The sequence below is a fragment of the Streptomyces sp. DG2A-72 genome, from assembly GCF_030499575.1.
In the GTDB taxonomy this organism is placed as follows: domain Bacteria; phylum Actinomycetota; class Actinomycetes; order Streptomycetales; family Streptomycetaceae; genus Streptomyces.
On record NZ_JASTLC010000001.1, the window covers coordinates 4,034,206 to 4,056,720 of the forward strand.

Below are 22,515 nucleotides of genomic sequence, written 5' to 3' on the forward strand. Positions count from 1 at the left end.
TGGGGGCTAGGGATGGCCGCACTCGTCCTCGAATGCCCGACGGGCTGAAATGTGCGGACCCACACCCAGAAGCAAGCGACCCCAGCGGGTGGGGCGGCGCTCGGGATGGCTGTACCCGTCCTCAAACCCCCGACAGGCTCAAACGCGCGGACCCACACCCACAAGCAAGCGACCCCCAGCAAGTGGGTCAGCACTCGGGACAGCCGCACTCGCCCTCAAACCCCCGACAGGCTCAAACGCGCGGACCCACACCCACAAGCAAGCGACCCCCAGCAAGTGGGTCAGCACTCGGGACAGCCGCACTCGCCCTCAAACCCCCGACAGGCTCAAACGCGCGGACCCACACCCACAAGCAAGCGACCCCCAGCAAGTGGGTCAGCACTCGGGACAGCCGCACTCGTGCTCGAACGCCCGGCGGGCTGAGATGTGCGGACCGGCGTCGAGAAGCTAGCGCCCGCGGCTGGGGATGGCCGTTCTCGTCCCGGACGTCGGGCGGGCTGGATGGTGCCGAGCGGCACCCGGAAGTGAGGCCTCCGCGGGGGGTGGGGGGCGGGAGCGCGGTTCTCGTGCTTGAGTGCCGGCCGGCGTTGGGAGGGTGGTGGGCGGTTACTGGTCCGAGGAGAAGCGGACCGCGCCTGCTGGGATTCGGGCGTCGCACCAGATTCGGGCGCCGTCGGTGAGTTCGTTGTCGGGGCCGATGATGGCGCCGTCGCCGATGACGGTGCCGGTGAGGATGGAGCGTTCGCCTATGCGGGCGCGGGTGCCGATGAGGGAGTCGGTGATGACCGCGCCGGGTTCGATGACGGCGCCGGGGAGGATGGTCGTGCCGGAGACTCGGGCGCCTTCTGCGACGTACGCGCCCTCTCCGACCACCGTGCCGCCCGTCAGTTTTGCGTCCGGGGCGACCCTCGCCGTCGGCAGGATCAGGCGGTCGCCGCAGCGGCCGGGGATCGCGGGGGACGGGGCGCGGCCCAGGACCAGGTCCGCTGAGCCTCGTACGAACGCCGCGGGCGTGCCCAGGTCCAGCCAGTATGTCGAATCCACCATGCCTTGGAGGTGGGCTCCCGCCGAGAGCAGGTCCGGGAACGTTTCGCGTTCGACCGAGACCGGGCGGCCCTGCGGGATCGTGTCGATCAGTGAGCGCCGGAAGACGTATGCCCCCGCGTTGATCTGGTCGGTGACTATCTCCTCCGGGGTTTGGGGCTTCTCCAGGAACGCCAGGACCCGGCCCGTGTCGTCCGTGGGGACCAGGCCGTACGCCCGGGGGTCGGTCACCTTCGTGAGGTGCAGGGAGACGTCCGCGCCCGTCGTGTCGTGGGTCTCCACCAGCGCCTTGATGTCCAGGCCCGTCAGGATGTCGCCGTTGAAGACCAGGACCGGGTCGTCGGGGGCGGAGTGGAGGCGGCTTGCCACGTTGCGGATCGCGCCGCCCGTGCCGAGCGGTTCCTCCTCGGTGACGTACTCCAGATGAAGGCCGAGGGACGAGCCGTCACCGAAGTGCGGCTCGAAGACCTCGGCCAGGTAGGACGTCGCCAGCACTATGTGGTCGACGCCCGCCGCTCTCGCTCTCGCCAGCTGGTGTGTGAGGAAGGGCACGCCGGCCGCGCGGACCATGGGCTTGGGCGTGTGCACGGTGAGCGGACGCAGCCGGGTGCCCTTGCCGCCGACCAGGAGGATCGCTTCTGTCACCTGTCGTCTCTGCTTCCTGCCGGGACCGGCCGATCTGTCGTTCGGCCGGCCAGTGTATGCAGACCTGTCCGGCACGCCTTCGACGGCCGTGCGGCGTTCCGTCCCCTGTTCACAGACGTTTCATTCCTGCGCTTTGGTTCAGCCGTCCGGCGAAGCCCTTTGGTTCAGCTGCCCGGCAATGCGGTTCACCGGCCCTGGTAGCGGGCCGCCGTGGCGCGGGCCGAGCCGAGCTTGCGGTAGAGCTGCCGTCCCGGGCATGCCGTGTCGAAGCTGTCCAGGTGGCCGGAGATCACGTTCAGTCGAACCTTCTTTCCCTTCCGGTAGAGATTCCCACCGCCCGACTTCAGATATGTCTTGCCGCGCGGATTCACGCCGTACAGGCCGAGCTTCCAGGCCGTGAGCCGGGAGATCGCCTTCACCGCGGCGCCGGACGGCTTCTTGGACTCGAAGGTGCCGAGGACGGCGATCCCCATGCTGTTGGTGTTGAACCCGAGAGTGTGCGCGCCGAGCACCGGCTTCGCCACGCCCCCGGCGCGGCCCTCGTAGATGTTTCCGCACCTGTCGACGAAGAAGTTGTAGCCGACATCGCGCCAGCCCATGCTCTTGACGTGGTAGCGGTAGATACCGCGAATGACGGAGGGGGCCTGCTTGCACCAGTGCTTGTTGCCGGTCCCGGTGTGGTGCACGAAGGCCACCTTCACCTTCTTCGTGTAGCCGACCTTCTTCTCCCGCAGCTTCTCGTTCGCGCCCCAGCCGCGGCGCGTGACGATGCGCGGACGTGGGCCGATGTAGGGCCCCGCCCGTTGCTGGTCCGTCAGTTGGCCGGCGTTGGCGGAGTCGGGCGTGTCCGCGTGGAGGGGCGCGGTGTGGCGGTCGGCCTCCCGCACACCACCGCTCTCACCTCCTGGATCCACCAGTTCCAGCCGCATGCCCGGAGGAAGTGCCCCGGCCGGGCGGTCGGCCCCGTCACCCCCGGTTGCCTGCGGCTCCGCGCTGGCCCGTACCTCCACTCCGTCGGAATCCCCCACCCACAGTGGGGCCGTGGCGCCGTGGACGCGGCCCGAGGCTTCCTCGTCGGTGCCCGGGTCGGGGGCGTGCTCGTGGTTGTGCGTCTCGACGTCCTGCCAGCCGGACCAGGTGCCGGTGGCGGCGTCTCGCGTACGGACCTGGACGCGGCCGTGGAGTTCGGTGTCAGGGTTGTCCCAGACGACGCCGACGAGGGAGAAGCGCCGTACGTCCCGGCGGGGCAGGCCCTGTTCGGCGGTCGGGCCGGAGGTGCGGTCGCCGTCGAGGGGGACGAGGGGCAGGGACTGGGTGCTGCCGGGGACGCCCGGCTCGGCGGCCCGGGCGACGGTCGTGGCCGCCTCCGCGCCGGGTGCCGGTCTCGCGGCCGCCGCGACTGCCGGCGGGGTCAGCGGGAGGGCGAGGGCGGCGGCGCAGGTGACGCCGATCGAGGAAGCAAGGAATCCACGCATGCTCCTGATGTTGGACATATGCATTCATATCTGTCCATCGGGGAATTGACGGACCGTTGGATGCCCTTGGGCCGAATCGGTGGTGGCGGCGTGAACCGGGCGTTGGCCGGCCGTACGCGCACGCCGTTACGCTTGCGCGGGTGAACGCCACCGATCGCACCCCTGCCGACCTGCTGCGTTCCGCGCTCGCCGCGGACCCCGGACGTCCCCTGGTCACCTTCTACGACGACGCCACCGGGGAACGCGTCGAATTGTCCGTGGCCACCTTCGCCAATTGGGTGGCCAAGACCGCGAATCTGCTGCAGGGCGAGTTGTCCGTGGAGCCCGGGGACCGGGTCGCCCTGCTGCTGCCCGCGCACTGGCAGACGGCGGTGTGGCTGCTGGCGTGTTCGTCGGTGGGCGCGATCGCGGACGCCGGCGGCGATCCGGCGGCGGCCGACGTGGTCGTCAGCGGGCCGGACGCGCTGGACGCGGCGCGGGCTTGTTCCGGGGCACGGGTCGCGCTGGCGCTGCGGCCGCTCGGCGGTCGCTTCCCGCAGCCGCCGGAGGGTTTCGTCGACTATGCCGTCGAGGTGCCGGGTCAGGGCGACCGGTTCGTGCCGTTCGCTCCGGTCGATCCGGAGGAGCCCGCGTTGATCGTGGCCGGGCGGGAGTTCAGCGGGGCCGAGGTCGTCGAGCGGGCCCGGGACGAGGCGACGGGGCTGGGACTGACGGGGCCGACGTCGCGGATCCTGTGCGGGCTGCCGTACGACACCTGGGAGGGGCTCAACGCCGGGCTGTACGGGCCGCTGGCCACCGGCGGCTCCGTGGTGCTGTGCCGCCATCTGGGCGAGCTGAGCGAGGAAGCGCTGGCCAAGCGGATCGAGAGCGAGCGGGTCACGGCGACGGCGAGGTAGCGCGCCACCGACGTACGAGCTGCCGGCGTGGGCGACAGGCACCCCCTGTCCCCCATTCGGCCCAGCATCACTCACCCCCCGGCCCTCACCCGGGTCATGGTCGTAACAGCAGCCGCACGACACGTTCGTACGCGTTCGTACGCCATGAGGGGTGGAACAGACGTGAGCGACACCGCAGTGGGGGCGTCGGCGACCGGGAGTGGGCTGATACGGCGGCGCCGGCGGCGTTGGATACGCGGCACCGCCCTCGGGCTCGGGGTGTTGACGCTGGCCGCCGGCGGGAGCGTATGGGCCGTCTATGCGAAGCTCGACGCGAACATCACGCCGGATGAGGCAGCCGCGGCCGAGCTCGCGCGGTACGAGAAGGAGCGGCCCACCGCCCTGGTGAAGGGTGCGATGAACCTGCTGCTCATCGGATCCGACACCCGGGCCGGGGAAGGGAACCGGCGGTACGGGCAGGACTCCGGGACCGAGCGGTCCGACACGACCATCCTGTTGCATCTGTCCGCCGGGCGGCGCAGCGCCACCGCCGTCTCGCTCCCCCGCGATCTGATGGTCGACGTACCCGCCTGTCTGCGGCGGGACGGCAGCCGGACCGAGCCGATGTTCGCGATGTTCAACTACGCCTTCCAGGCCGGTGGTTCGGCCTGCACCATCCGAACCGTCGAGAAACTCACGGGCATTCGGATCAACCACCACATGGTCGTCGACTTCAACGGGTTCAAGGAAATGGTCGACGCCGTCGACGGGGTGGAGATCTGCCTGAAGGAACCCATCCGCGACAAGGACGCCAAACTGCGACTGCCCGCCGGCAGGGTGACGCTCGACGGCGAGCAGGCCCTCGGGTACGTCCGCGTCCGCAAGTCCCTCGGCGACGGCAGCGACACCGACCGCATGGACCGTCAACAGCGCTTTCTCGGCGCACTGGTGAGCAAGGTGCGCAGCAATGACGTCCTGCTGAATCCGGTGAAGCTCTATCCCGTGCTGGACGCCGCGACATCGTCGCTCACCACCGACCCGGGTCTGGCCAGTCTGCGTGGTTTGTACGATCTCGCGCGCGGAGTACGCGACATCCCCACTGAACGTGTGCAATTCCTGACCGTTCCGCGGGAGTCGTATGTCTACAACGCCAATCGCGACCAGTTGGTGGAGCCCGAGGCGGAGAAACTGTTCGAGCGGCTGCGCACGGACGCGCCGGTGGCGGTCGCTGCGGAAGTACCGCGGGATTCCACCGCAAAAGGCCGCGACGGCACGTACGACGATTACTCCTTGTATGGACCGGATGACGGAAAGTCCGCCGCGCGGCGGCCCGATGAGCCCGTCGCCGCCGATTCGCCCGCGCCCACGTTCAGCGGGACCACCGCCGACGAGGACACCTGCGAATAAAGCGAACGCAAAGCAGGCCAACAGCTTTCAAAGAAATGGGCGGATTGCCCAGTTGTAGGGGCGTGGAATGTGTCACCGGCGTCGCTCGGCGCCGATCTGGGCGGTTAGTGTGAGCGCTTCGGTGCGCTCGACCTGGGGTTTGCAGTCCCGGACCGGCGCACTGCCTGTACGAGACCCGAGCGCCTTTTGGGGGAAGGCGCCGCGCCCCGACGGAGGATTCGGACAACCGTGGACGCGCAAGGCCGAGGGCGGCGGGACGACATCGATCCCGCGGACCAGTGGGTGCTCAATCCGAACACTGGCGAATACGAGCTGCGACTGACTCCTTCCGCTCCGCAGTCGTCGGTTCCCCGTCCCCGCAGACCGGCCTCCGGCGCCGGAGCGCGTGTTCCCCGAAGCCGTACGGCGTCTCCCGAGGCCCCCGGACGCGCGGTTCCGCCGCAGCGCAGGCGCCGTGGGGCGCCGCCCGAGGAGCCGCTGCCCGGTCGGCGTGGACGGCGGCCGGCGAAGCAGAAGAAGGCGAAGAAGGTCCTGCTGTGGATCGGCGGCACCATGGCGTTCGTGGTGCTGGCCGCCGCGGGCGCCGGATATCTCTACATCCAGCACCTCAACGCCAACATCACCTCCGTCTCCGACGACGGCGCGAGCACCGGCGGCTTCAGCAAGGACAAGGCGATCAACATCCTGCTGATCGGCACCGACAAGCGCACCGGCGCGGGCAACGAGAGCTACGGCGACGCCGGCAGCGTCGGGCACGCCGACACCACGATCCTGCTGCACGTCTCCAAGGACCGGACGAACGCGACCGCGCTGAGCATCCCGCGTGACCTGATCGTCGACATCCCGGACTGCCCGACGACGCAGCCGGACGGCACCACGAAGACGATCCCGGGCACCGACGGCGTCCGCTTCAACACCAGCCTCGGCCAGGACGGCCGTACGCCCAGCTGCACTTCACGGACCGTCACCGAGCTGACCGGGATCACGCCCGACAACTTCATGGTCGCCGACTTCAACGCGGTGAAGACGCTGACCTCCGCGGTCGGCGGCGTCGAGGTGTGTCTGGCCAAGGACATCGACGACCCGGACTCGAAGCTGCACCTGTCGAAGGGCACGCACACGATCGAGGGCGAGGAGGCGCTCGCCTTCGTCCGCACCCGGCACTCGGTGGGCTTCGGCGGTGACCTGAGCCGGATCGGACTGCAGCAGCAGTTCCTGAGCTCCCTGATGCGCAAGCTGAAGTCCAACGACACGCTCACCGACCCGTCGAAGATGATCAAGCTGGCCGAGGCGGGCACCAAGGCACTGAGCGTCGACTCCAAGCTGGACAGCATCAGCAAGCTGAAGGACCTCGGTCTGGAGCTGGGCAAGCTCAACACCAAGAACCTGACCTTCACCACGGTGCCGGTGATCGACAACCCGGCCGAGAAGGTGAAGGCGACGGTCGTCGTCAACGACACGACTGCGCCCGAAGTCTTCAACATGATCAAGAACGATGTGTCGTTCACCGAGGTCAAGGCGCAGAAGAAGAAGGAAGCCGCCGCCGTGGCCGCCCGGCTGAAGGGCACCAAGGCCGACGCCTCCGAGGTGCGGGTGCGAATCCTCAACGGCGGCGCCGAGGCCGGCAGCGCGCAGGGGGAGCTGGAGTATCTGCAGAACGAGGAGGGCGTACTGAAGTCGGAGAACGCCGGGAACGCCGACGCCGACCTGGCGAAGACGACGCTCGAGTACTCCCCCGACCAGGCCGACCAGGCCCGCAGGCTCGCCGACATCATGGGCCTGTCCGGTTCCGCGCTGAAGCCGGGCGAGAGCGTGGAGAACTCCCAGGGCCTGCCCACGATGACCCTCACCCTGGGCAAGGACTTCAAGGGAGCCGGGGTGAAACTCAACTCCTCCTCGGGGTCGACGCCGGAGGGCGTGCAGAAATCCACGGCCGACAAGGTCGAATGTGCCAAATGAGGTGACCTGACGGGCCTGCTTTACGTCTCACAGGACGCAAAGCAGGTCCGTTTCATTGGCGCGAGGGTGGGAGACAGCGGATGACGCTCAGCGTTGAGGAGAAAGAGGGGACGCCGCTCGGACACCGCCGGCGGCCCCAGCGCAAGCACCGGTTGCTGAGATGGTCCGCGACGACGCTTTCGGTGCTGATACTCGGGACGGCCGGCGCCGGATACCTCTACTACCAGCACCTGAACGACAACATCGTGAAGGGCGAGCGCGCCAGCGGCGACTCCAAGGTGGGCAGGGCCACCCCGAACGCCGCCGGGCAGACCCCGCTGAACATCCTGCTGATCGGCTCCGACAGCCGTAACTCCGACGAGAACGTGGCACTGGGCGGCAGCCGGGACAACCGCGGCAACCCGCCGCTCGGCGATGTGCAGATGCTCATCCACCTCTCCGCGGACCGCAAGAGCGCGGCCGTGGTGAGCATTCCCCGGGACACCCGGGTCGACATCCCCGAGTGCAAGGACCCCGACACCGGCAAGACGTATCCGCCCACCAACACGATCATCAACGAGTCGCTGGCCCGTGGCGGAGCCGGCTGCACGCTGGCCACCTGGCAGAACCTCACCGGCGTCTACATCGACCACTGGATGACCATCGACTTCGCGGGCGTGGTGAGCATGGCGGACGCCATCGGCGGCGTCGAGGTGTGTGTGAAGCAGAACGTGTGGGACCGTCCGCTGCCGGGTGTGCCCGGCGGCTCCGGCCTGAAGCTGACGGCCGGCCGCAAGAAGGTCGAGGGCAAGCAGGCGCTCCAGTGGCTGCGCACCCGGCACGCCTGGGGCAGCGACCCGCTGCGGGCGCGGGCCCAGCACATGTACCTGAACTCGATGCTCCGCACCCTCAAGCAGCAGAACGTCTTCAGCGACACCGGCCGGCTGATGAACCTGGCCGAGGCGGCCACGAAGTCCCTGAAGGTCTCCCAGGAGATCGGCACCGTCAAGCAGCTCTACGACCTGGGCACGCAGCTCAGGACGGTGCCCACCGACCGGATCACCATGACGACGCTGCCCACGGTCCAGGACGCCCAGAACAGCGACCACTTGGTGCCGGACGGCGCCGCCGCCGAGAAGATCTGGTCGATGCTCCGCGACGACGTGCCCTTCGACGACAAGGGCCCGAAGGCGCAGGAGAAGAAGCCGGCGAGCAAGGAGCCGACCGCCACCGCCGTGGACAAGGCCGCGGTCGGCGTCCTGGTGCAGAACGCCACGCAGTCCTCCACCACCGCCCCGGTCTCCGGTCGCGCCGGCACGGTCGCCCAGGCCCTGGTGTCCAAGGGCTTCACCAAGGCCACGGCGGACACCTCGGCGACACTCTCCGAGGACCGGACGGTCGTGCGCTACCCGAGCGCCGAATTGCAGGACGACGCCCAGGCTGTCGCCAAGTCCCTGGGGATTCCCATGAGTTCGGTGAAGAAGTCGACCGACGTCTCCGGTGTCACGGTCGTCGTCGGCGGCGACTGGCGCACGGGCACCACGTACCCGAAGCAGTCGGCGCCCAAGGCGGGGGATCTGCCGGGCAACTCCGACGAAATCAACGGCTCGGACACCAAGCAGTGCATGGACGTGTACGCGCCCTACCGCTGGTGATTCGAACGCGGCGCGCCCTGCGTACGTATAGAAGACACAAGGGGAACTCGCACACCAGGACAGGGAACTCACTTTCAGGGAAATGGGGTGGAATGGCCGGATATAAGGTCGTGGAGTTTGTCACTGCGTCGCTCGATGCCCAACTGGGCGGATAGTGTGAGCGATTCAGTGATCCCCGGCCACGAAATCTGTCCTGGGGTCGAGCACCGTGTTCACCAACACCCGTGCGCTTTCCGGGGGGAGAGCGCCGCGTGGCCCTGACGGAGGTTTCGGACAACCGTGGACGCGCAAGGCCGTGGGCGGGGGGACGACATCGATCCCGCAGACCAGTGGGTACTCAATCCGAACACCGGCGAATACGAACTGCGACTGAGCCCTTCCGCTCCGCAGTCGTCGGTTCCCCGGCCCCGCAGACCAGCGGCCGAAACAGGCACGGGTGCTCCCCGAAGCCGTACGTCTCCCAAGGCCCCCGGCCGCGACATCCCGCCGCAGCGCAAGCGCCGCGGGGTCCCGCCGGAGGAGCCGCTGCCCGGGCGGCGTGGTCGCCGGCCGGCGAAGCAGAAGAAGTCGAAGGCGAAGAGGGCCGTGCTGTGGACCGGCGGCACCATGGCGTTCGTCCTCGTCGCCGCGGCGGGCGCCGGATACCTCTACCTCCAGTACTTGGCAGGCAACGTCTCGACGACGGACATCGGCGACGCGGGCGCCAGCAACTTCAGCAAGGACGAGGCCTTCAACATCCTCGTCATCGGCACCGACAAGCGGACCGGTGAGGGCAACGGGAGTTACGGCGACGCCGGCAGCGTCGGGCACGCCGACACCACGATCCTGCTGCACGTCTCCAAGGACCGCTCGAACGCGACCGCGCTGAGCATCCCCCGTGACCTGATCGTCGACATCCCGGACTGTCCGACGACGCAGGAGGACGGCACCGAGACGGTGATTCCGGGGCAGGAAGGCGTCCGCTTCAACCGGAGCCTCGGCGAGAGCGGCCGGGACGCGGGCTGCACCATGCGCACCGTGAAGGCGGCCACGGGCATCCAGCCGGACCACTTCATGATGGCCGACTTCAACGCGGTGAAGACGCTGACCACGGCCGTGGACGGCGTCAAGGTCTGTGTGGAGGACGCGGTCAACGACAAGCAGTCGAAGCTGGTCCTGCCCGCCGGCGAGTCGACGGTCGAGGGCGAGCAGGCACTCGCCTTCCTGCGCACCCGGAAGAGCTTCGGCAACAGCGGCGACCTGGACCGCATCAAGGTGCAGCAGCAGTTCCTGGGCTCGCTGATGCGCAAGATGTCCTCCGGCAACACCCTCACCAACCCCGCCAAGCTGCTGAAGCTGGCCGAGGCCGCCACCAAGGCGCTGACCGTGGACGAGCCGATCGGCAGCGTCAACACGCTCAAGGACATCGCCCTGGAGCTGAAGAAGGTGCCGACGAAGAACATCACCTTCACCACGATCCCGGTGAAGGACAACCCCGCCGAGGTGGTCAAGGCGACGGTCGTCGTCGACGAGACGAAGGCGCCCCAGGTCTTCGACATGATCACGAACGACATCTCGTTCACCGAGGTCAAGGCGCAGGAGAAGAAGGAGAAGGCCGCGGTCGCCGCCCGGCTGAAGGGCACCAAGGCCGACGCCTCCGAGGTGCGGGTGCGGATCCTCAACGGCGGTGCCGTCGCCGGCAGTGCGCAGGCGGAGCTGGCCTACCTGCAGACCGAGGCGGGCGTGACCAAGTCGGAAAACGCGGGCAACGCCGAGGCAACGCAGGCGAAAACCACTCTGGAGTACGCTCCCGACCAGGCGGACCAGGCGCGTCGGCTCGCCGACATCATGGGCCTGTCCGGTTCGGCGATGAAGCCGGGCGAGAGCGTGGACAACGCCCAGGGTCTGCCGACGATGACCCTGATCCTCGGCAAGGACTTCAAGGGCGCGGGCGTCAAGCTCAACTCCGCCTCGGCAGCGACGCCGGACGTGGAGAAGTCCACCGCCGACAAGGTCCAGTGCGCCAGTTGAGGCCTTAGGGGCAACCTCACGGGCCCGTCGTATGTCTCCAGGACAGACGACGGGCCTCTGTGTGACGCCGGTGGGCGCAAGGGGTGGGGAGGACGGGCGAGTTGACGCAGAACGGTGTGCGGGAGGCCGTGCCGGTCGCCGAGGGGGCCGGCGAGCGGGACGACGCGGAGGGTGACGGCCGGCACGGCACACGCCGGCCGAGGCAGGGGCGGCGGGTGCTTCGCTGGTCGGCGATGACCCTGGCGGTCCTCATACTCGGCGTATCCGGCGCCGGATACCTCTACTACCGCCACCTGAACGGCAACATCAAGCAGGACCAGCTCAACCTGGGCGACAGCAAGCTCGCCGAGCCCACGCCGAACTCCGCGGGCCAGACCCCGCTGAACATCCTGCTCATCGGCTCCGACGCACGGGACACCGAGGAGAACCAGAAGCTCGGCGGCGCCCGGGAGACCTTCGGCGCGACCCCGCTGGCCGATGTGCAGATGCTGGTGCACCTGTCCGCCGACCGCACCAACATGTCGGTCGTCAGCATGCCGCGCGACACCCTCGTCCAGATCCCCAAGTGCACCGACCCCGACGACGGTGAGGTGTACGAGGCGAGCGACGGCCGGGTGATGACCAACCGGAGCCTCGGCCACGGCGGTCCCGGCTGCACGGTCGCCACCTGGCAGGAGCTCACCGGCATCCGCATCGACCACTTCATGATGGTCGACTTCGCGGGCGTGGTGTCGATGGCGGACGCCATAGGCGGCGTCCCGGTCTGCGTGGACGCCAACATCTACTCGAAGGACAGCCAGGGCCATGGCTCCGGTCTGAGACTGGAGAAGGGCACGCACCCCGTGCAGGGCGAGCAGGCCCTGCAGTGGCTGCGCACCCGCTACGGCTTCGAGGACGGCAGCGACCTGGCCCGCGCCAAGGCCCAGCACATGTACTTGAACTCGATGGTCCGCGTGCTGCGGGAGAACGCCACCCTGAGCAACCCGAACAAGCTGCGCCGCCTCGCCGAGCGCGCCACCGCGGCCATCACCGTCGACCCGGGCCTGGGCACCGTCAAGGCTCTCTACGACCTCAGCAACGAGCTGCGGAAGGTCGAGCCGAAACGCATCACCATGACCACGATGCCGAACCGGTACGTCGGCGCGCGCGTCGAGCCCACGGAGGACGCCGAGCAGCTCTTCCGGCTGGTGCGCGAGGACATCGCGCTGGACGGCAAGGACGCGAAGAAGAGGCCCGGGAAAGCCGCTGAGCAGGCGGCCGACGACCCCGCGGCCCCCGACTCCGAGATCGCGGTCCTGGTCCAGAACGGCACCGGGACCGACACCCTCGCCCCGCAGAACGGACGCGCGAGCGACGTGGTCAACCTGCTCGTCGGCAAGGGCTTCGACGAGGCGATCGCCGACCCGGCCGCCGCCGGAGGCGAGGCCACGACACTCGTCCGCTACCCCAGCGCCGACCTGGAGGGCGACGCCCGCGCCGTCGCCAAGTCCCTGGGGATTCCGGCGCGTTCGGTCGAGCAGTCGACCGACGTCTCCGGTGTCACGCTCGTGGTGGGAGCGGACTGGCGCGAGGGTACGACGTACAAGGCGCCGAAGACCGACGACACCACCCCGGACTCGGCGGAGGCCCTCAACGGGGCGGACGACGAGGCGTGTATGCATGTGAACCCGGGGTTCACGTGGTGACGACCACCCGTCAGCGCGCGTCGGCGTCCACCCGCACCGCGGGGCGTCGGCTCGCGATCACCTTGCGGGCCAGCGAGCGGGGACTGGTCAGGAAGCCCCAGCCCCACGACATGTGCATGGTGGCGAGCGCGACAGGGATCTGCAGCCGTGCCTTCAGCGGCAGTCCCTTGCCCGCGGGGACGGAGCCGAGGACGATCGCCGCGAGATAGCCGCCGGGGATCACGAAGCCCCAGGGCGTCACCAGTGCGCCCACGACCACGCCCGCCGCGATGGCGCACACGGCGGTCGGCGGGGCGAGGTAGCGCAGGTTGATGGAGCCCTCGTGGTAGCGGGCGACGACGTGCCGCCAACGGCCGTAGTTCCGGTACTGCTTGGCGAGTTCGCGCATGCTCGGCCGCGGCCGGTACGACACCTTCAGCTCGGGCGAGAACCAGATCAGCCCGCCCGCCTCGCGGATCCGGAAGTTGAGCTCCCAGTCCTGGGCGCGGATGAACTCCTCGTTGTAGCCGCCCTGTTGCTCCAGCGCCTCGCGCCGGAAGACCCCGAGGTACACGGTCTCGGCCTGCTGTGCCTCGCCGCCCGTGTGGAAGGCCGCGTTGCCCACGCCGATCTTCGACGTCATCGCGGCGGCGACCGCGTGCTCCCAGTCGTTCTCGCCCTCGGCGTGCATGATGCCGCCGACGTTCTGCGCGCCGGTCTCCTCCAGGAGCCGTACGGCCGTCGCGATGTAGTTCGGCGAGAGCATGCCGTGTCCGTCGACGCGGACGACGATCGGATGGCGGGAGGCCTTGATCGCGGCGTTCAGCGCGGCCGGCGTACGGCCGGTCGGGTTGGGGACGGTGTGCACACGAGGGTCCTCGGCGACCAACTCGGCGGCGATCTCGTCCGTGCGGTCCGTGGACGGACCGAGGGCGATCACGACCTCCATCTCGCCGGCGTACTCCTGCGCGAGGATCGCTTGGACGGCTCCGCGCAGATGCCGCTCCTCGTCGAGGACGGGCATGATCACGGACACGGCGGGGAGCTGCACGTCGGGCTTGGCGTTCATAGGAGGCTCACGTTACCGCGAATGGGGGACAGCGATGCGCCCCGCCGGTGGCGGTGCCCCGGGCCACAGATCGTATGGGCCTACGGTGCTCACAAATCCCACACGCAGCCCACCGTACGGCCCTCGCGGAGGTGTCCTTCCTTGCCCACGCCGCCCACGCCGCCTCGGTCCAGAGCCCAGACGCCGCGCCGCCCCCAGCCGACGTCCCGTGCGCCGCGGCCGCCCGTACGGCGGAACAAGCCGCGCTGGGCCATGCGGGTGGTGACCACGCTGTCCGTGGTGATCCTCGCCTCCGCCGGCATCGGGCACTCGGTGATCACCAGCCTCGACTCCGACATCGCCCGGGTCGACCCCTTCAAGGACATGAAGAACCGTCCGCAGGCCGGCGACGGCATGAACGTGCTGCTGGTCGGCACCGACAGCCGCGACAAGATCGGCGAGGCGGAGCGGCGCGAGTACCGGCTGGGCGGCGAGCCCTGCCACTGCACCGACACGATCATGATCGTGCACATCTCGGAGGACCGGGAGCGGGCGAGCGTGGTGAGCCTGCCGCGCGACTCGTACGCCGAGACGCCCCCGCATGTCGACCAGACCACCGGCAAGCGGCACCACGGCCATCCCCTCAAGATCAACGCTGCGTACGCGGAGGGCGGGCCGCAGCTGACCGTGCGGACCGTCGAGCACATGACGCATGTGAAGATCGACCACTATCTGGAGGTCGACTTCACCAGCTTCATGAAGACCGTGGACGTCGTCGGCGGCGTGAAGATCTGCCTCGCCGAGCCGATGAAGGACATGTACACCGGGCTCGACCTGCCGGCCGGCACGCATCAGCTGAGGGGCGGTGAGGCGCTGCAGTTCGTCCGCTCCCGGCATGTCGACGGGGCCTCCGACCTCGGCCGGATGAAGCGGCAGCAGCGGTTCATGGCCGCGCTGATCGACCAGGCCACGTCGTCCGGGGTGCTGCTGAACCCGATCAAGTTCCGGGACGTGACGCGGGCGGTGCTCGGCTCCGTGCGGGCCAACAAGGGCTTCGGCACGGACGAACTGCTGGACCTCGGGCGGGCGATGCGGAACTTCTCCCCCTCCTCGTCCGAGTTCACGACCGTGCCGATCGGCCAGATGGGATACGCCGTCAAGGACGTCGGTTCCACGCTGAAGTGGGACCCCGTCAAGGCGGACCGGATCTTCCAGGCCCTGCGCCAGGACAAGCCACTGGCCCTGCAACGGCCGAAGAGCACGGCCGTCAGCGTCGAGGTGGCCCCGCAGCAGATCCGCGTCCAGGTGGAGAACGGGTCGCCCACCCCAGGGCTCGGCACGCGCGCGGACAAGCAGCTGGCGGCGAGCGGGTTCCTGACCACCCGGCAACCGGTGACGGCGCGGGAAGCCGTGAAGCGGACGGTCGTCACCTTCGACCCCCGCTGGGACCGCTCCGCGAAGACGCTGGCCGCCGCGCTGCCGGGGAGCGAGCTGCGCGCGGTCAAGGGGCAGGGGCCGATGCTGAAGGTGATCGTCGGGCCGGACTTCCGGGAGGTGCGCAAGGTGCGGGCCGACGATCCGGAGCAGACGGAGCCCGGGGTGGTACGGGGGGACGAGGTGAAGTGCGGGTGAGAGCCGGGGTCAGTCCTCGAAGCCCTCGGCCGCACGCCGCTCACGCAGGTCCATGATCGCCCGGCGTCGCGCCAGCCGGTGGGTTCGGCGGATCTGCGCCTCCTGGTAGCGCCGCTTGTCCTTCTCCGTCTCCGGGATCACCGGTGGCACGGGGCGCGGCTTGCCGTCGGCGTCGACCGCGGCGAAGACGAGGTAGGCCGAGCCGACCTGGGTGGGCGGGGTGGACTCGTTCCAGCGCTCGGCCAGCACCCGCACACCGACCTCCATCGAGGTCCGGCCGGTCCAGTTGACCTGGGCCTTCACATGGACCAGATCGCCCACGCGGACCGGTTCGAGGAAGGCCATCTCGTCCATGGAGGCCGTGACGGCGGGACCGCCGCTGTGCCGGCCGGCCACCGCGCCCGCCGCGTCGTCGACCAGCTTCATGATCACTCCGCCGTGCACCGTACCCAGCAGGTTGGTGTCGCTGTGGGTCATGATGTGGCTGAGGGTGGTGCGGGAGGCCGAGATGAGCTTGCCCGGTATGGCCGCGGTGTCGGATTCCGTGGCGCTGGCCTGGTCTGTCATGACCCCCACCTTATGCCGAGTCGACATGCGCGGACTTTGTGTCAGATTCGCAACAGCCGCGCCCTGATTTTCCGACGAACCTTGTAAGGGACACGGCCGTGCCCTGCACACTGGGGCGCATGAACGATTGGCCCGAGGCATGGTCCGACGACAACCGCGGCGGCCGGTACGGACGCGGCAGCGCGAGCGCACAGCCCGAGGGCGCGCGCGTGATGCGGCAGGTCCGCCGCGGCCCGGCGGCGGCACCGCCCGGGCAGAGCGCGTACGGCGGCGGGGTCCCGCAGCAGCAGTCGTACGTCAATGGCGGCTACGACGACGCGTACGACAGCGGCTACAACACAGGACAGGTCTACGGCACCCCCGGCGGCGGGGGGCCGGGCGGCCCTGACGACCCGTATAACCCGCGGCCCCGGCCGAACTGGCGCCGCCGCATCAAGTGGACGGCACTCACGCTGGTGACGCTGCTGGTCGTGGTGTCCATCGGCACGTACTTCTGGGCCGACTCCAAGCTCAACCGCGATGTCGACCTGTCGAAGGTGATCGACCGGCCGGAGGCGGGCGCGGGCACGAACTATCTGATCGTCGGCTCCGACAGCCGTGCCGGTATGTCGGAGGAGGAGAAGAAGAAGCTGCACACCGGATCTGCCGAGGGCAAGCGCACGGACTCGATGATGATCCTGCACACCGGCGACAACGGCCCGACGCTGATCTCCCTGCCGCGTGACTCGGACGTGGAGATCCCGACCTTCGTCGGCTCCGAGTCCGGCAAGACGTTCCAGGGCACGGGCCGGCACGTGAAGCTGAACGCGGCCTACGCGGAGGACGGTCCCGAACTGCTCGTACGGACCGTGGAGTTCAACACGGGCCTGCACATCGACCACTACGTCGAGATCGGCTTCGCGGGCTTCGCGAACATCGTGGACGCGGTGGGCGGCGTGGAGATCGACATCCCCAAGGGCGGGATGAAGGACACCAAGTCCGGCGCGAACTTCGAGGCGGGCCCGCAGACCCTGAACGGCGAGCAGGCCCTGGCCTTCGTCCGCACCCGGTACGCGCTCGCGGGCAGCGACCTGGACCGTACGAAGAACCAGCAGAAGTTCCTCGCGGCCCTGGCCAACCAGACCGCGACGCCGAGCACGGTCCTCAACCCCTTCAAGCTCTACCCGACGATGGGCGCGGGCCTCGACACCCTCGTCGTCGACAAGGACATGAGCCTGTTCGACCTGGCGGACATGTTCTGGGCGATGAAGGGCGTCACCGGCGGCGACGGCAAGTCCATGAACATGCCGATCTCCGGCTCCTCCGGCGGCAACCTCGTCTGGGACGAGGCCAAGGTCAAGACGCTGGTCAGCCAGCTGAAGAACGACGAGAAGGTCACCGTCTCGGGCAACTGACGGGCACGGCAAGCAGCATCAAGGGCACCCCTCGGGGTGCCCTTGAGCGCGTTCAGGCGGGCGTCACATCGTGGCGCCGGCCATCGTGCGGCAGGTCGCGGCGCAGCGGCGACACGCCTCGGCGCAGCGCATCATCTGGGGGTCGTCCGGCATGGACATACACGCCTCGGCGCACATGTCGCAGGCCTTGGCGCACATCGCGCACATCTCGGCCGACATGGGCGAGCGGCGCATCATCATGTCCGCGCACATACGGGTCGTCTCGGCGCAGTCCATGAGCGCGCGCATGATCTGCATCTGAGCCTGGCCGCCCATCTGCATGCAGGAGCTCATGGTCTCCTCGCACACGCTGTGGCACGTCATGCACGCCTCGACGCAGTCCTGCATCTGCTTGCTCATCGCGGTCATGCTGGTGGACTGCTGCTGCATGGTTCCTCCTCGGATCGGCGGGGCCCGCGTGGACCCGCGCAGGGTTGGCTCCCTCGCCCTTCCGTGGTACGCCCCTACCCGCCAGTCCGCCACGGGACGGACGCGAGCATTCCGCCATGCGCGCCGATTACGGGCATCCCGCCCATGCCAATTACGGCTTCCTGCCCACGCCGCCGAAGTGGGTGACGTCGGCACTCTCGCCGTCCGCGGCGTCCGGGCGCCAGCGGGAGCAGGTGACGATGCCGGGCTCCAGGATCTCGACGTCCTCGAAGAACCGGACGAGTTCGGCACGGCTGCGCAGCGTCATCGGCGCCGTCCCCTCCCCGTTCCAGTAGTCCACCGCCTTGGTCATCGCCTCGCCGTCGACCTCGGTGGTGGGGTGGGAGACGACCAGGTAGCTGCCGGAGGGTACGGCGTCCAGCAGCCGGCGCACGACGGAGACGGCCTCGTCGGTGCGCATCACGAAGTTCAGGATGCCCAGCATGGTGATCGCGACGGGGCGGCCGAAGTCCAGCGTCTCGGCCGCGTCCCGCAGGATCGCCTCGGGGGCGTGCACATCGCCCTCGATGAAGACGGCGGCACCCTCCGGCGTGCTGTTGAGCAGTGCGTGGGCGTGGGCGAAGACGAGCGGGTCGTTGTCCACACAGACGATCCGGCACGACGGGTCCACCCGCTGGGCGATCTCATGGGTGTTGTCGGTGGTGGGCAGCCCGGTCCCGATGTCCAGGAACTGCCGGATTCCCGCCTCCTCGGCGAGATACCGCACAGAACGCGCCAGAAACCGCCGGTCCGCGACGGCCGACCGGGGCAGCGCCGGCACGAGCGAAAGGATCCGGTCGCCGACCTCGGCGTCCACCGGGTAGTGGCCCATGCCGCCGAGCCAGTAGTTCCAGATCCGCGCCGAGTGCGACACATCGGTGCGGAATCGAGAGGAGCCAATCATGCGACCAAGTTAAGGCCGAAAACGCACCCATGGGGGCGCCTCCCGAGGTTTGGTGCGATTGGAGGTGATCGCACCATGAACGAGATCGTCCTGATGTCGGACCCGAGGGTCGCCGCCAAACCCGTCGTGGAGTGCGGCGAACCCCTCGTCGCCGTCCGCCGCGAAGGCTCGCTGCTGGTGGACACCCGAAAGCAGGACCCGTCCGCCGCCTTCGCCCACCTGCGGGAAGGCGTCCTGCAACGGCTCCTCAAAGCCCGGTTGATGCTCCCGCAGGGCCTGCGCCTGCTCTTCGTCGAGGGCTACCGCCCGCCCTCCCTCCAGCGGACGTACTTCGAGGAGTACGCCGCCGAACTCCGCGCCGCCCACCCCGACTGGCCCGCCGACCGAATCCACTCGGCGGCAAGCCGCTACGTCTCCCCACCCGAGATCGCCCCCCCACAGCGCCGGCGCCGCCGTCGACCTCACCCTGGCGAAAATCTCCGGCCGCGAGCTGGACTTGGGCACCCACCTGAACGCGAGCCCCGAGGACAGCGAGGGCGCCTGTTACACCGACGCCGGCAACATCAGCGAGGAGGCCAGGGCGAACCGGGAGGTGCTGGGTGCCGTACTCACGGCCGCGGGGCTCGTCAACTACCCCACGAAGTGGTGGCATTGGTCCTTCGGGGACCGGTACTGGGCTTTGGCGAGCGGGGAGGCGGTGGCGCTGTACGGGCCGTTCGACATCACCAGGTGAACCCCGGATTACATGCATGCAGGCCTCGTCATCCACGCCGTTGAGGGCCTCCGAGGGCCGCGCTGCGGTCGCTTCGGCCTCATCCGGGAAGGCAAGCCGAGGCCGGTTCACGGCCCACACTGTCGTCAAGCCACACCAAAGAGCCTTGCCATCGGGGTCCCGTCCGCTGGGCGCACAAGCCCGAGGGCACCGTCGATGGCAAGCCTGGCACGGTCCGGAGCATCCGGCATGAGGTCGCCGTAATACCGCTCCGTGAAGCTCACGGACGAGTGACCGAGCCACGCCGAGACCTCTGTCACCGGCACCCCCTGGGAGACCAGGGAAGCCGCGTAGAAGTGCCGGAAACTGTGCGGCTTGAAGTAGTCGACGCCCGCTCCGGCCAAGGCGGGCTTCCAGATCCTGGAATACCAGTAGTACGGGTACAGCAGGCCGGTGCCAGTCACGTTGCTGAACAGCAACTCCTCAGGCCCCCACGTCTCGTACTCCTTGAGGTGCCTGCGCACGGCCAGGGCGACCACCTCGGGAAGTGGGACCTGCCTCCCTCGGTCTCCTTCTTCACGCCACTTGATGTGCCGCAGACGCATGCGGCCGTACTTCCCCGATCCCGTATCCCCGTCGCAGGCGACCTGCCGGTCGACCGTGAGTGTTCCGTCCTTGAAGTGGACCCGGTCACGGCCGATACCCATGGCCTCACCGAGCCGGAGGCCGCACCCCGCCATCAGCCAGAACATGCCTCGGTACCGCTCGGGCGCCGCACCGATGACCGAATGCACCACTTCCGCATGGGGAACGTGCACTTCGGCCCGTTGATCACGATGCACCCTGGCCCGACTGGCCGGGAGCCCAACCCCCTTACAGGGATTGCTGTCAGCCATCCCGTGTTCCATCGCCCATGTGAACATCGACATGAGGAGGCTGAAGCGGAACCTCGTCGTGGATGGTTTGTACCTGCGCTCGTGGGCCATCCATGCGACCCATTCCTCGATGTCCGACGGGCCGACTGCCCCGATCGCTCTTGTCCCGAAGTAGGGAGCCACGCTTCGGCTCAGCATCGTCCGGTACTGCTTGACACTGCTGTTCTCCAGTCCACGCGTGGTCGCCCATCGCTCGAAGACCACGACTAGTGGCTCATTCCCGGTCGGGACGGTCTCGGTCGGGTTCATATTCCTCCCCCTCCAGGCACCGCCTGGCCTTACGGGTCAGGCGGTCAGCGGGCTTGCCTGGTGGCCCGTCGAGGAAACCCATCGCACGCGCTCGCCGAATACGGCCGCTGATGGTGTTCCGGCTCATCCCCCACGCTGTTGACAGCCGCGTGACCGGGCTCCGGTACCCCTGCTCCACCAAACGGACGTACGCGAGGGACATCATTGCGTAGTCAAGGTCCGTCTCAACTCTGTCGAGCACGGCGCCTGTCTGGGCCCCGTCGATCGCATAGCCGAGTCGCGCGCGAAGCTCCTTCGTCGTCCTGCGGATCTCCGCCATGGAGATGGACCGCATGAGTTCCGCTGTGATGCCGTCCGTCCCGGCCACCTCATCGAGATCGGCGGGGGGGTCGATACGAAGACTGGACGGGCCGTCCCATGGTGCGCCCAGAACGCTCACCACAGTCAGCCTCCAACCATGCAACTCGGCCTCATGGATGAGTCGCTCCCCATCCACCCGCCATCCCTCGGGCAATTCGACATCTCCACGTTCATCAGTCACGCGTCGAACGTAGCGCGACACTCAGCAGCCACCAGGTGCCGGGTGGTTCCGGCGCGACTTTAGTCTAGAACACAAAACACGGCTCAAGGCATGTTCCGTGTTTCTCTCCCTTCATGAAACAGGGGTGGCGCCCCGACGGGCTCCACCCCTGAACACCACGACTCCTTACGGCAGATTGCGGGCCATGACGATCCGCTGGATCTGATTCGTCCCCTCGTACACCTGCGTGATCTTGGCGTCGCGCATCATGCGCTCGACGGGGTAGTCGCGCGTGTAGCCGTAACCACCGAGGAGCTGGACCGCGTCCGTAGTGACCTCCATCGCCACATCCGAGGCGAAGCACTTGGCGGCGGCCCCGAAGAACGTCAAGTCGCCGTCGCCCCGTTCCGACTTGGCTGCCGCCGAGTACGTCAGCTGGCGGGCCGCCTCCAGCTTCATGGCCATGTCCGCCAGCATGAACTGAATGCCCTGGAACTCGGCGATCGCCTTGCCGAACTGCTTGCGCTCCTGGACGTAGCCCTTGGCGTAGTCGAGGGCGCCCTGGGCGATGCCGAGGGCCTGGGCGGCGATGGTGATGCGGGTGTGGTCGAGGGTCTTCATCGCCGTGGCGAAGCCGGTGCCCTCCTCGCCGATCATGCGGTCCGCGGGGATGCGGACGTTGTCCAGGTAGACCTCGCGGGTCGGGGAGCCCTTGATCCCGAGCTTCTTCTCGGGGGCGCCGAAGGAGACGCCCTCGTCGGACTTCTCGACGACGAAGGCCGAGATGCCCTTGGAGCGCTTCGTCGGGTCGGTCACCGCCATGACCGTGTAGTACTCGGACACGCCCGCGTTGGTGATCCAGCGCTTCACGCCGTTCAGCACGTAGTGGTCGCCGTCGCGGACCGCCTTGGTCTTCATGCCGGCCGCATCCGAGCCCGCGTCCGGCTCGGAGAGGCAGTACGAGAACATTCCGTCGCCCTTGGCGAGCGGCGTCATGTACTTCTTCTTCAGGTCCTCGGAGCCGGAGAGGATCACCGGGAGCGAGCCCAGCTTGTTCACCGCGGGGATGAGGGAGGAGGACGCACACACACGCGCCACCTCCTCGATCACGATCACCGTGGCGAGGGCGTCGGCGCCCGCGCCGCCGTACGACTCCGGTACGTGAACGGCGTGCAGGTCATTGGCGACCAGCGCCTCCAGCGCCTCCTGCGGGAAACGGGCCTCCTCGTCCACCGCTGCGGCGTACGGCGCGATCTTCGCCTCGGCCAGCGAGCGGATGGCGTCACGGAGCATGTCGTGCTCCTCGGACGGGCGGTACAGGTCGAAGTCAGCCGATCCGGCCAAGGTCTCTCACGCTCCAAAGCTGTGATGCT

General features: G+C 68.7%; 18 protein-coding genes and 1 pseudogene. 9 read left to right on the forward strand and 10 right to left on the reverse strand.

What is annotated here, in order from left to right:
- Positions 1-606 precede the first annotated feature (606 nt).
- Positions 607-1,689 (reverse strand): NDP-sugar synthase, encoded by a 1,083-nt coding sequence (locus QQY66_RS18960; protein WP_301981533.1) that lies wholly within the window; start codon positions 1,687-1,689, stop codon positions 607-609.
- A 185-nt stretch (positions 1,690-1,874) separates the two neighbouring features.
- Positions 1,875-3,164 (reverse strand): peptidoglycan recognition protein, encoded by a 1,290-nt coding sequence (locus tag QQY66_RS18965; RefSeq protein ID WP_301981534.1) that lies wholly within the window; start codon positions 3,162-3,164, stop codon positions 1,875-1,877.
- Positions 3,165-3,304: 140 nt separating this feature from the next.
- On the opposite strand from QQY66_RS18965, the gene QQY66_RS18970 reads away from it, so the two are divergent.
- The 6 genes from QQY66_RS18970 to QQY66_RS18995 all read left to right on the forward strand — a co-directional run bounded on the left by QQY66_RS18970 (position 3,305) and on the right by QQY66_RS18995 (position 12,734).
- Positions 3,305-4,060: a TIGR03089 family protein gene (locus QQY66_RS18970; RefSeq protein WP_301981535.1), complete on the forward strand. Its 756-nt coding sequence runs from the start codon at positions 3,305-3,307 to the stop codon at positions 4,058-4,060.
- Positions 4,061-4,204: 144 nt separating this feature from the next.
- Entirely contained in the window at positions 4,205-5,446 is a 1,242-nt protein-coding gene (locus QQY66_RS18975) for an LCP family protein (RefSeq protein ID WP_301981536.1), read from the forward strand.
- 228 nt (positions 5,447-5,674) lie between these two features.
- Positions 5,675-7,405 carry an LCP family protein gene (locus QQY66_RS18980; RefSeq protein WP_301981537.1) on the forward strand — a complete coding sequence of 577 codons (1,731 nt, stop codon included), beginning with the start codon at positions 5,675-5,677 and terminating at the stop codon, positions 7,403-7,405.
- An 80-nt stretch (positions 7,406-7,485) separates the two neighbouring features.
- Positions 7,486-9,039: an LCP family protein gene (locus QQY66_RS18985; RefSeq protein WP_301981538.1), complete on the forward strand. Its 1,554-nt coding sequence runs from the start codon at positions 7,486-7,488 to the stop codon at positions 9,037-9,039.
- Between the two features lie 279 nt (positions 9,040-9,318).
- Positions 9,319-11,049 (forward strand): LCP family protein, encoded by a 1,731-nt coding sequence (locus QQY66_RS18990; protein ID WP_301981539.1) that lies wholly within the window; start codon positions 9,319-9,321, stop codon positions 11,047-11,049.
- Positions 11,050-11,177: 128 nt separating this feature from the next.
- Positions 11,178-12,734, forward strand: coding sequence for an LCP family protein (locus QQY66_RS18995; RefSeq protein WP_301987392.1), 1,557 nt, complete (start codon positions 11,178-11,180; stop codon positions 12,732-12,734).
- A gap of 10 nt (positions 12,735-12,744) precedes the next feature.
- Here QQY66_RS18995 and QQY66_RS19000 read toward each other — a convergent pair whose 3' ends face one another.
- Together QQY66_RS19000 and QQY66_RS19005 are read right to left on the reverse strand one after the other, a co-directional pair.
- Positions 12,745-13,782 (reverse strand): glycosyltransferase family 2 protein, encoded by a 1,038-nt coding sequence (locus tag QQY66_RS19000; RefSeq protein ID WP_301981540.1) that lies wholly within the window; start codon positions 13,780-13,782, stop codon positions 12,745-12,747.
- A gap of 89 nt (positions 13,783-13,871) precedes the next feature.
- Positions 13,872-14,051 (reverse strand): hypothetical protein, encoded by a 180-nt coding sequence (locus tag QQY66_RS19005; RefSeq protein WP_301981541.1) that lies wholly within the window; start codon positions 14,049-14,051, stop codon positions 13,872-13,874.
- On the opposite strand from QQY66_RS19005, the gene QQY66_RS19010 reads away from it, so the two are divergent.
- The gene (locus QQY66_RS19010; protein WP_301981542.1) at positions 14,035-15,393 is read left to right on the forward strand and encodes an LCP family protein; all 1,359 of its coding nucleotides are present in this window, start codon (positions 14,035-14,037) and stop codon (positions 15,391-15,393) included. The genes QQY66_RS19005 and QQY66_RS19010 overlap by 17 nt on opposite strands.
- Before the next feature lie 9 nt (positions 15,394-15,402).
- On the opposite strand, the gene QQY66_RS19015 is transcribed toward QQY66_RS19010, so the two are convergent.
- Positions 15,403-15,960 carry an acyl-CoA thioesterase gene (locus QQY66_RS19015; protein ID WP_301981543.1) on the reverse strand — a complete coding sequence of 186 codons (558 nt, stop codon included), beginning with the start codon at positions 15,958-15,960 and terminating at the stop codon, positions 15,403-15,405.
- 119 nt (positions 15,961-16,079) lie between these two features.
- On the opposite strand from QQY66_RS19015, the gene QQY66_RS19020 reads away from it, so the two are divergent.
- The gene (locus QQY66_RS19020; RefSeq protein ID WP_301981544.1) at positions 16,080-17,354 is read left to right on the forward strand and encodes an LCP family protein; all 1,275 of its coding nucleotides are present in this window, start codon (positions 16,080-16,082) and stop codon (positions 17,352-17,354) included.
- A 63-nt stretch (positions 17,355-17,417) separates the two neighbouring features.
- Here QQY66_RS19020 and QQY66_RS19025 read toward each other — a convergent pair whose 3' ends face one another.
- Together QQY66_RS19025 and QQY66_RS19030 are read right to left on the reverse strand one after the other, a co-directional pair.
- Entirely contained in the window at positions 17,418-17,783 is a 366-nt protein-coding gene (locus QQY66_RS19025) for a four-helix bundle copper-binding protein (protein WP_301981545.1), read from the reverse strand.
- Between the two features lie 151 nt (positions 17,784-17,934).
- Entirely contained in the window at positions 17,935-18,726 is a 792-nt protein-coding gene (locus QQY66_RS19030; protein ID WP_301981546.1) for an SAM-dependent methyltransferase, read from the reverse strand.
- A 75-nt stretch (positions 18,727-18,801) separates the two neighbouring features.
- On the opposite strand from QQY66_RS19030, the pseudogene QQY66_RS19035 reads away from it, so the two are divergent.
- Positions 18,802-19,459, forward strand: a pseudogene (locus tag QQY66_RS19035) (M15 family metallopeptidase).
- Between the two features lie 125 nt (positions 19,460-19,584).
- Here the strand turns inward: QQY66_RS19035 and QQY66_RS19040 are convergent.
- The 3 genes from QQY66_RS19040 to QQY66_RS19050 form a co-directional block, all read right to left on the reverse strand.
- A complete protein-coding gene (locus QQY66_RS19040) occupies positions 19,585-20,622 on the reverse strand; it encodes a site-specific integrase (RefSeq protein ID WP_301981547.1) in 1,038 nt (345 codons plus the stop codon).
- Entirely contained in the window at positions 20,588-21,163 is a 576-nt protein-coding gene (locus QQY66_RS19045; protein ID WP_301981548.1) for a hypothetical protein, read from the reverse strand. The genes QQY66_RS19040 and QQY66_RS19045 overlap by 35 nt, the downstream gene beginning before the upstream one ends.
- A gap of 165 nt (positions 21,164-21,328) precedes the next feature.
- The gene (locus QQY66_RS19050; RefSeq protein ID WP_301981549.1) at positions 21,329-22,486 is read right to left on the reverse strand and encodes an acyl-CoA dehydrogenase family protein; all 1,158 of its coding nucleotides are present in this window, start codon (positions 22,484-22,486) and stop codon (positions 21,329-21,331) included.
- Between the last annotated feature and the right edge of the window lie 29 nt (positions 22,487-22,515).

Bases quoted from the DNA above. Each gene is read 5' to 3' on its own strand.
- QQY66_RS18965 (WP_301981534.1), bottom strand. From the start codon at position 3,164: ATGCGTGGATTCCTTGCTTCCTCGATCGGCGTCACCTGCGCCGCCGCC.
- QQY66_RS18975 (WP_301981536.1), top strand. From the start codon at position 4,205: ATGAGGGGTGGAACAGACGTGAGCGACACCGCAGTGGGGGCGTCGGCG.
- QQY66_RS18985 (WP_301981538.1), top strand. From the start codon at position 7,486: ATGACGCTCAGCGTTGAGGAGAAAGAGGGGACGCCGCTCGGACACCGC.
- QQY66_RS19000 (WP_301981540.1), bottom strand. From the start codon at position 13,782: ATGAACGCCAAGCCCGACGTGCAGCTCCCCGCCGTGTCCGTGATCATG.
- QQY66_RS19010 (WP_301981542.1), top strand. From the start codon at position 14,035: ATGCGGGTGGTGACCACGCTGTCCGTGGTGATCCTCGCCTCCGCCGGC.
- QQY66_RS19015 (WP_301981543.1), bottom strand. From the start codon at position 15,960: ATGACAGACCAGGCCAGCGCCACGGAATCCGACACCGCGGCCATACCG.
- QQY66_RS19020 (WP_301981544.1), top strand. From the start codon at position 16,080: ATGAACGATTGGCCCGAGGCATGGTCCGACGACAACCGCGGCGGCCGG.
- QQY66_RS19025 (WP_301981545.1), bottom strand. From the start codon at position 17,783: ATGCAGCAGCAGTCCACCAGCATGACCGCGATGAGCAAGCAGATGCAG.
- QQY66_RS19030 (WP_301981546.1), bottom strand. From the start codon at position 18,726: ATGATTGGCTCCTCTCGATTCCGCACCGATGTGTCGCACTCGGCGCGG.
- QQY66_RS19040 (WP_301981547.1), bottom strand. From the start codon at position 20,622: ATGAACCCGACCGAGACCGTCCCGACCGGGAATGAGCCACTAGTCGTG.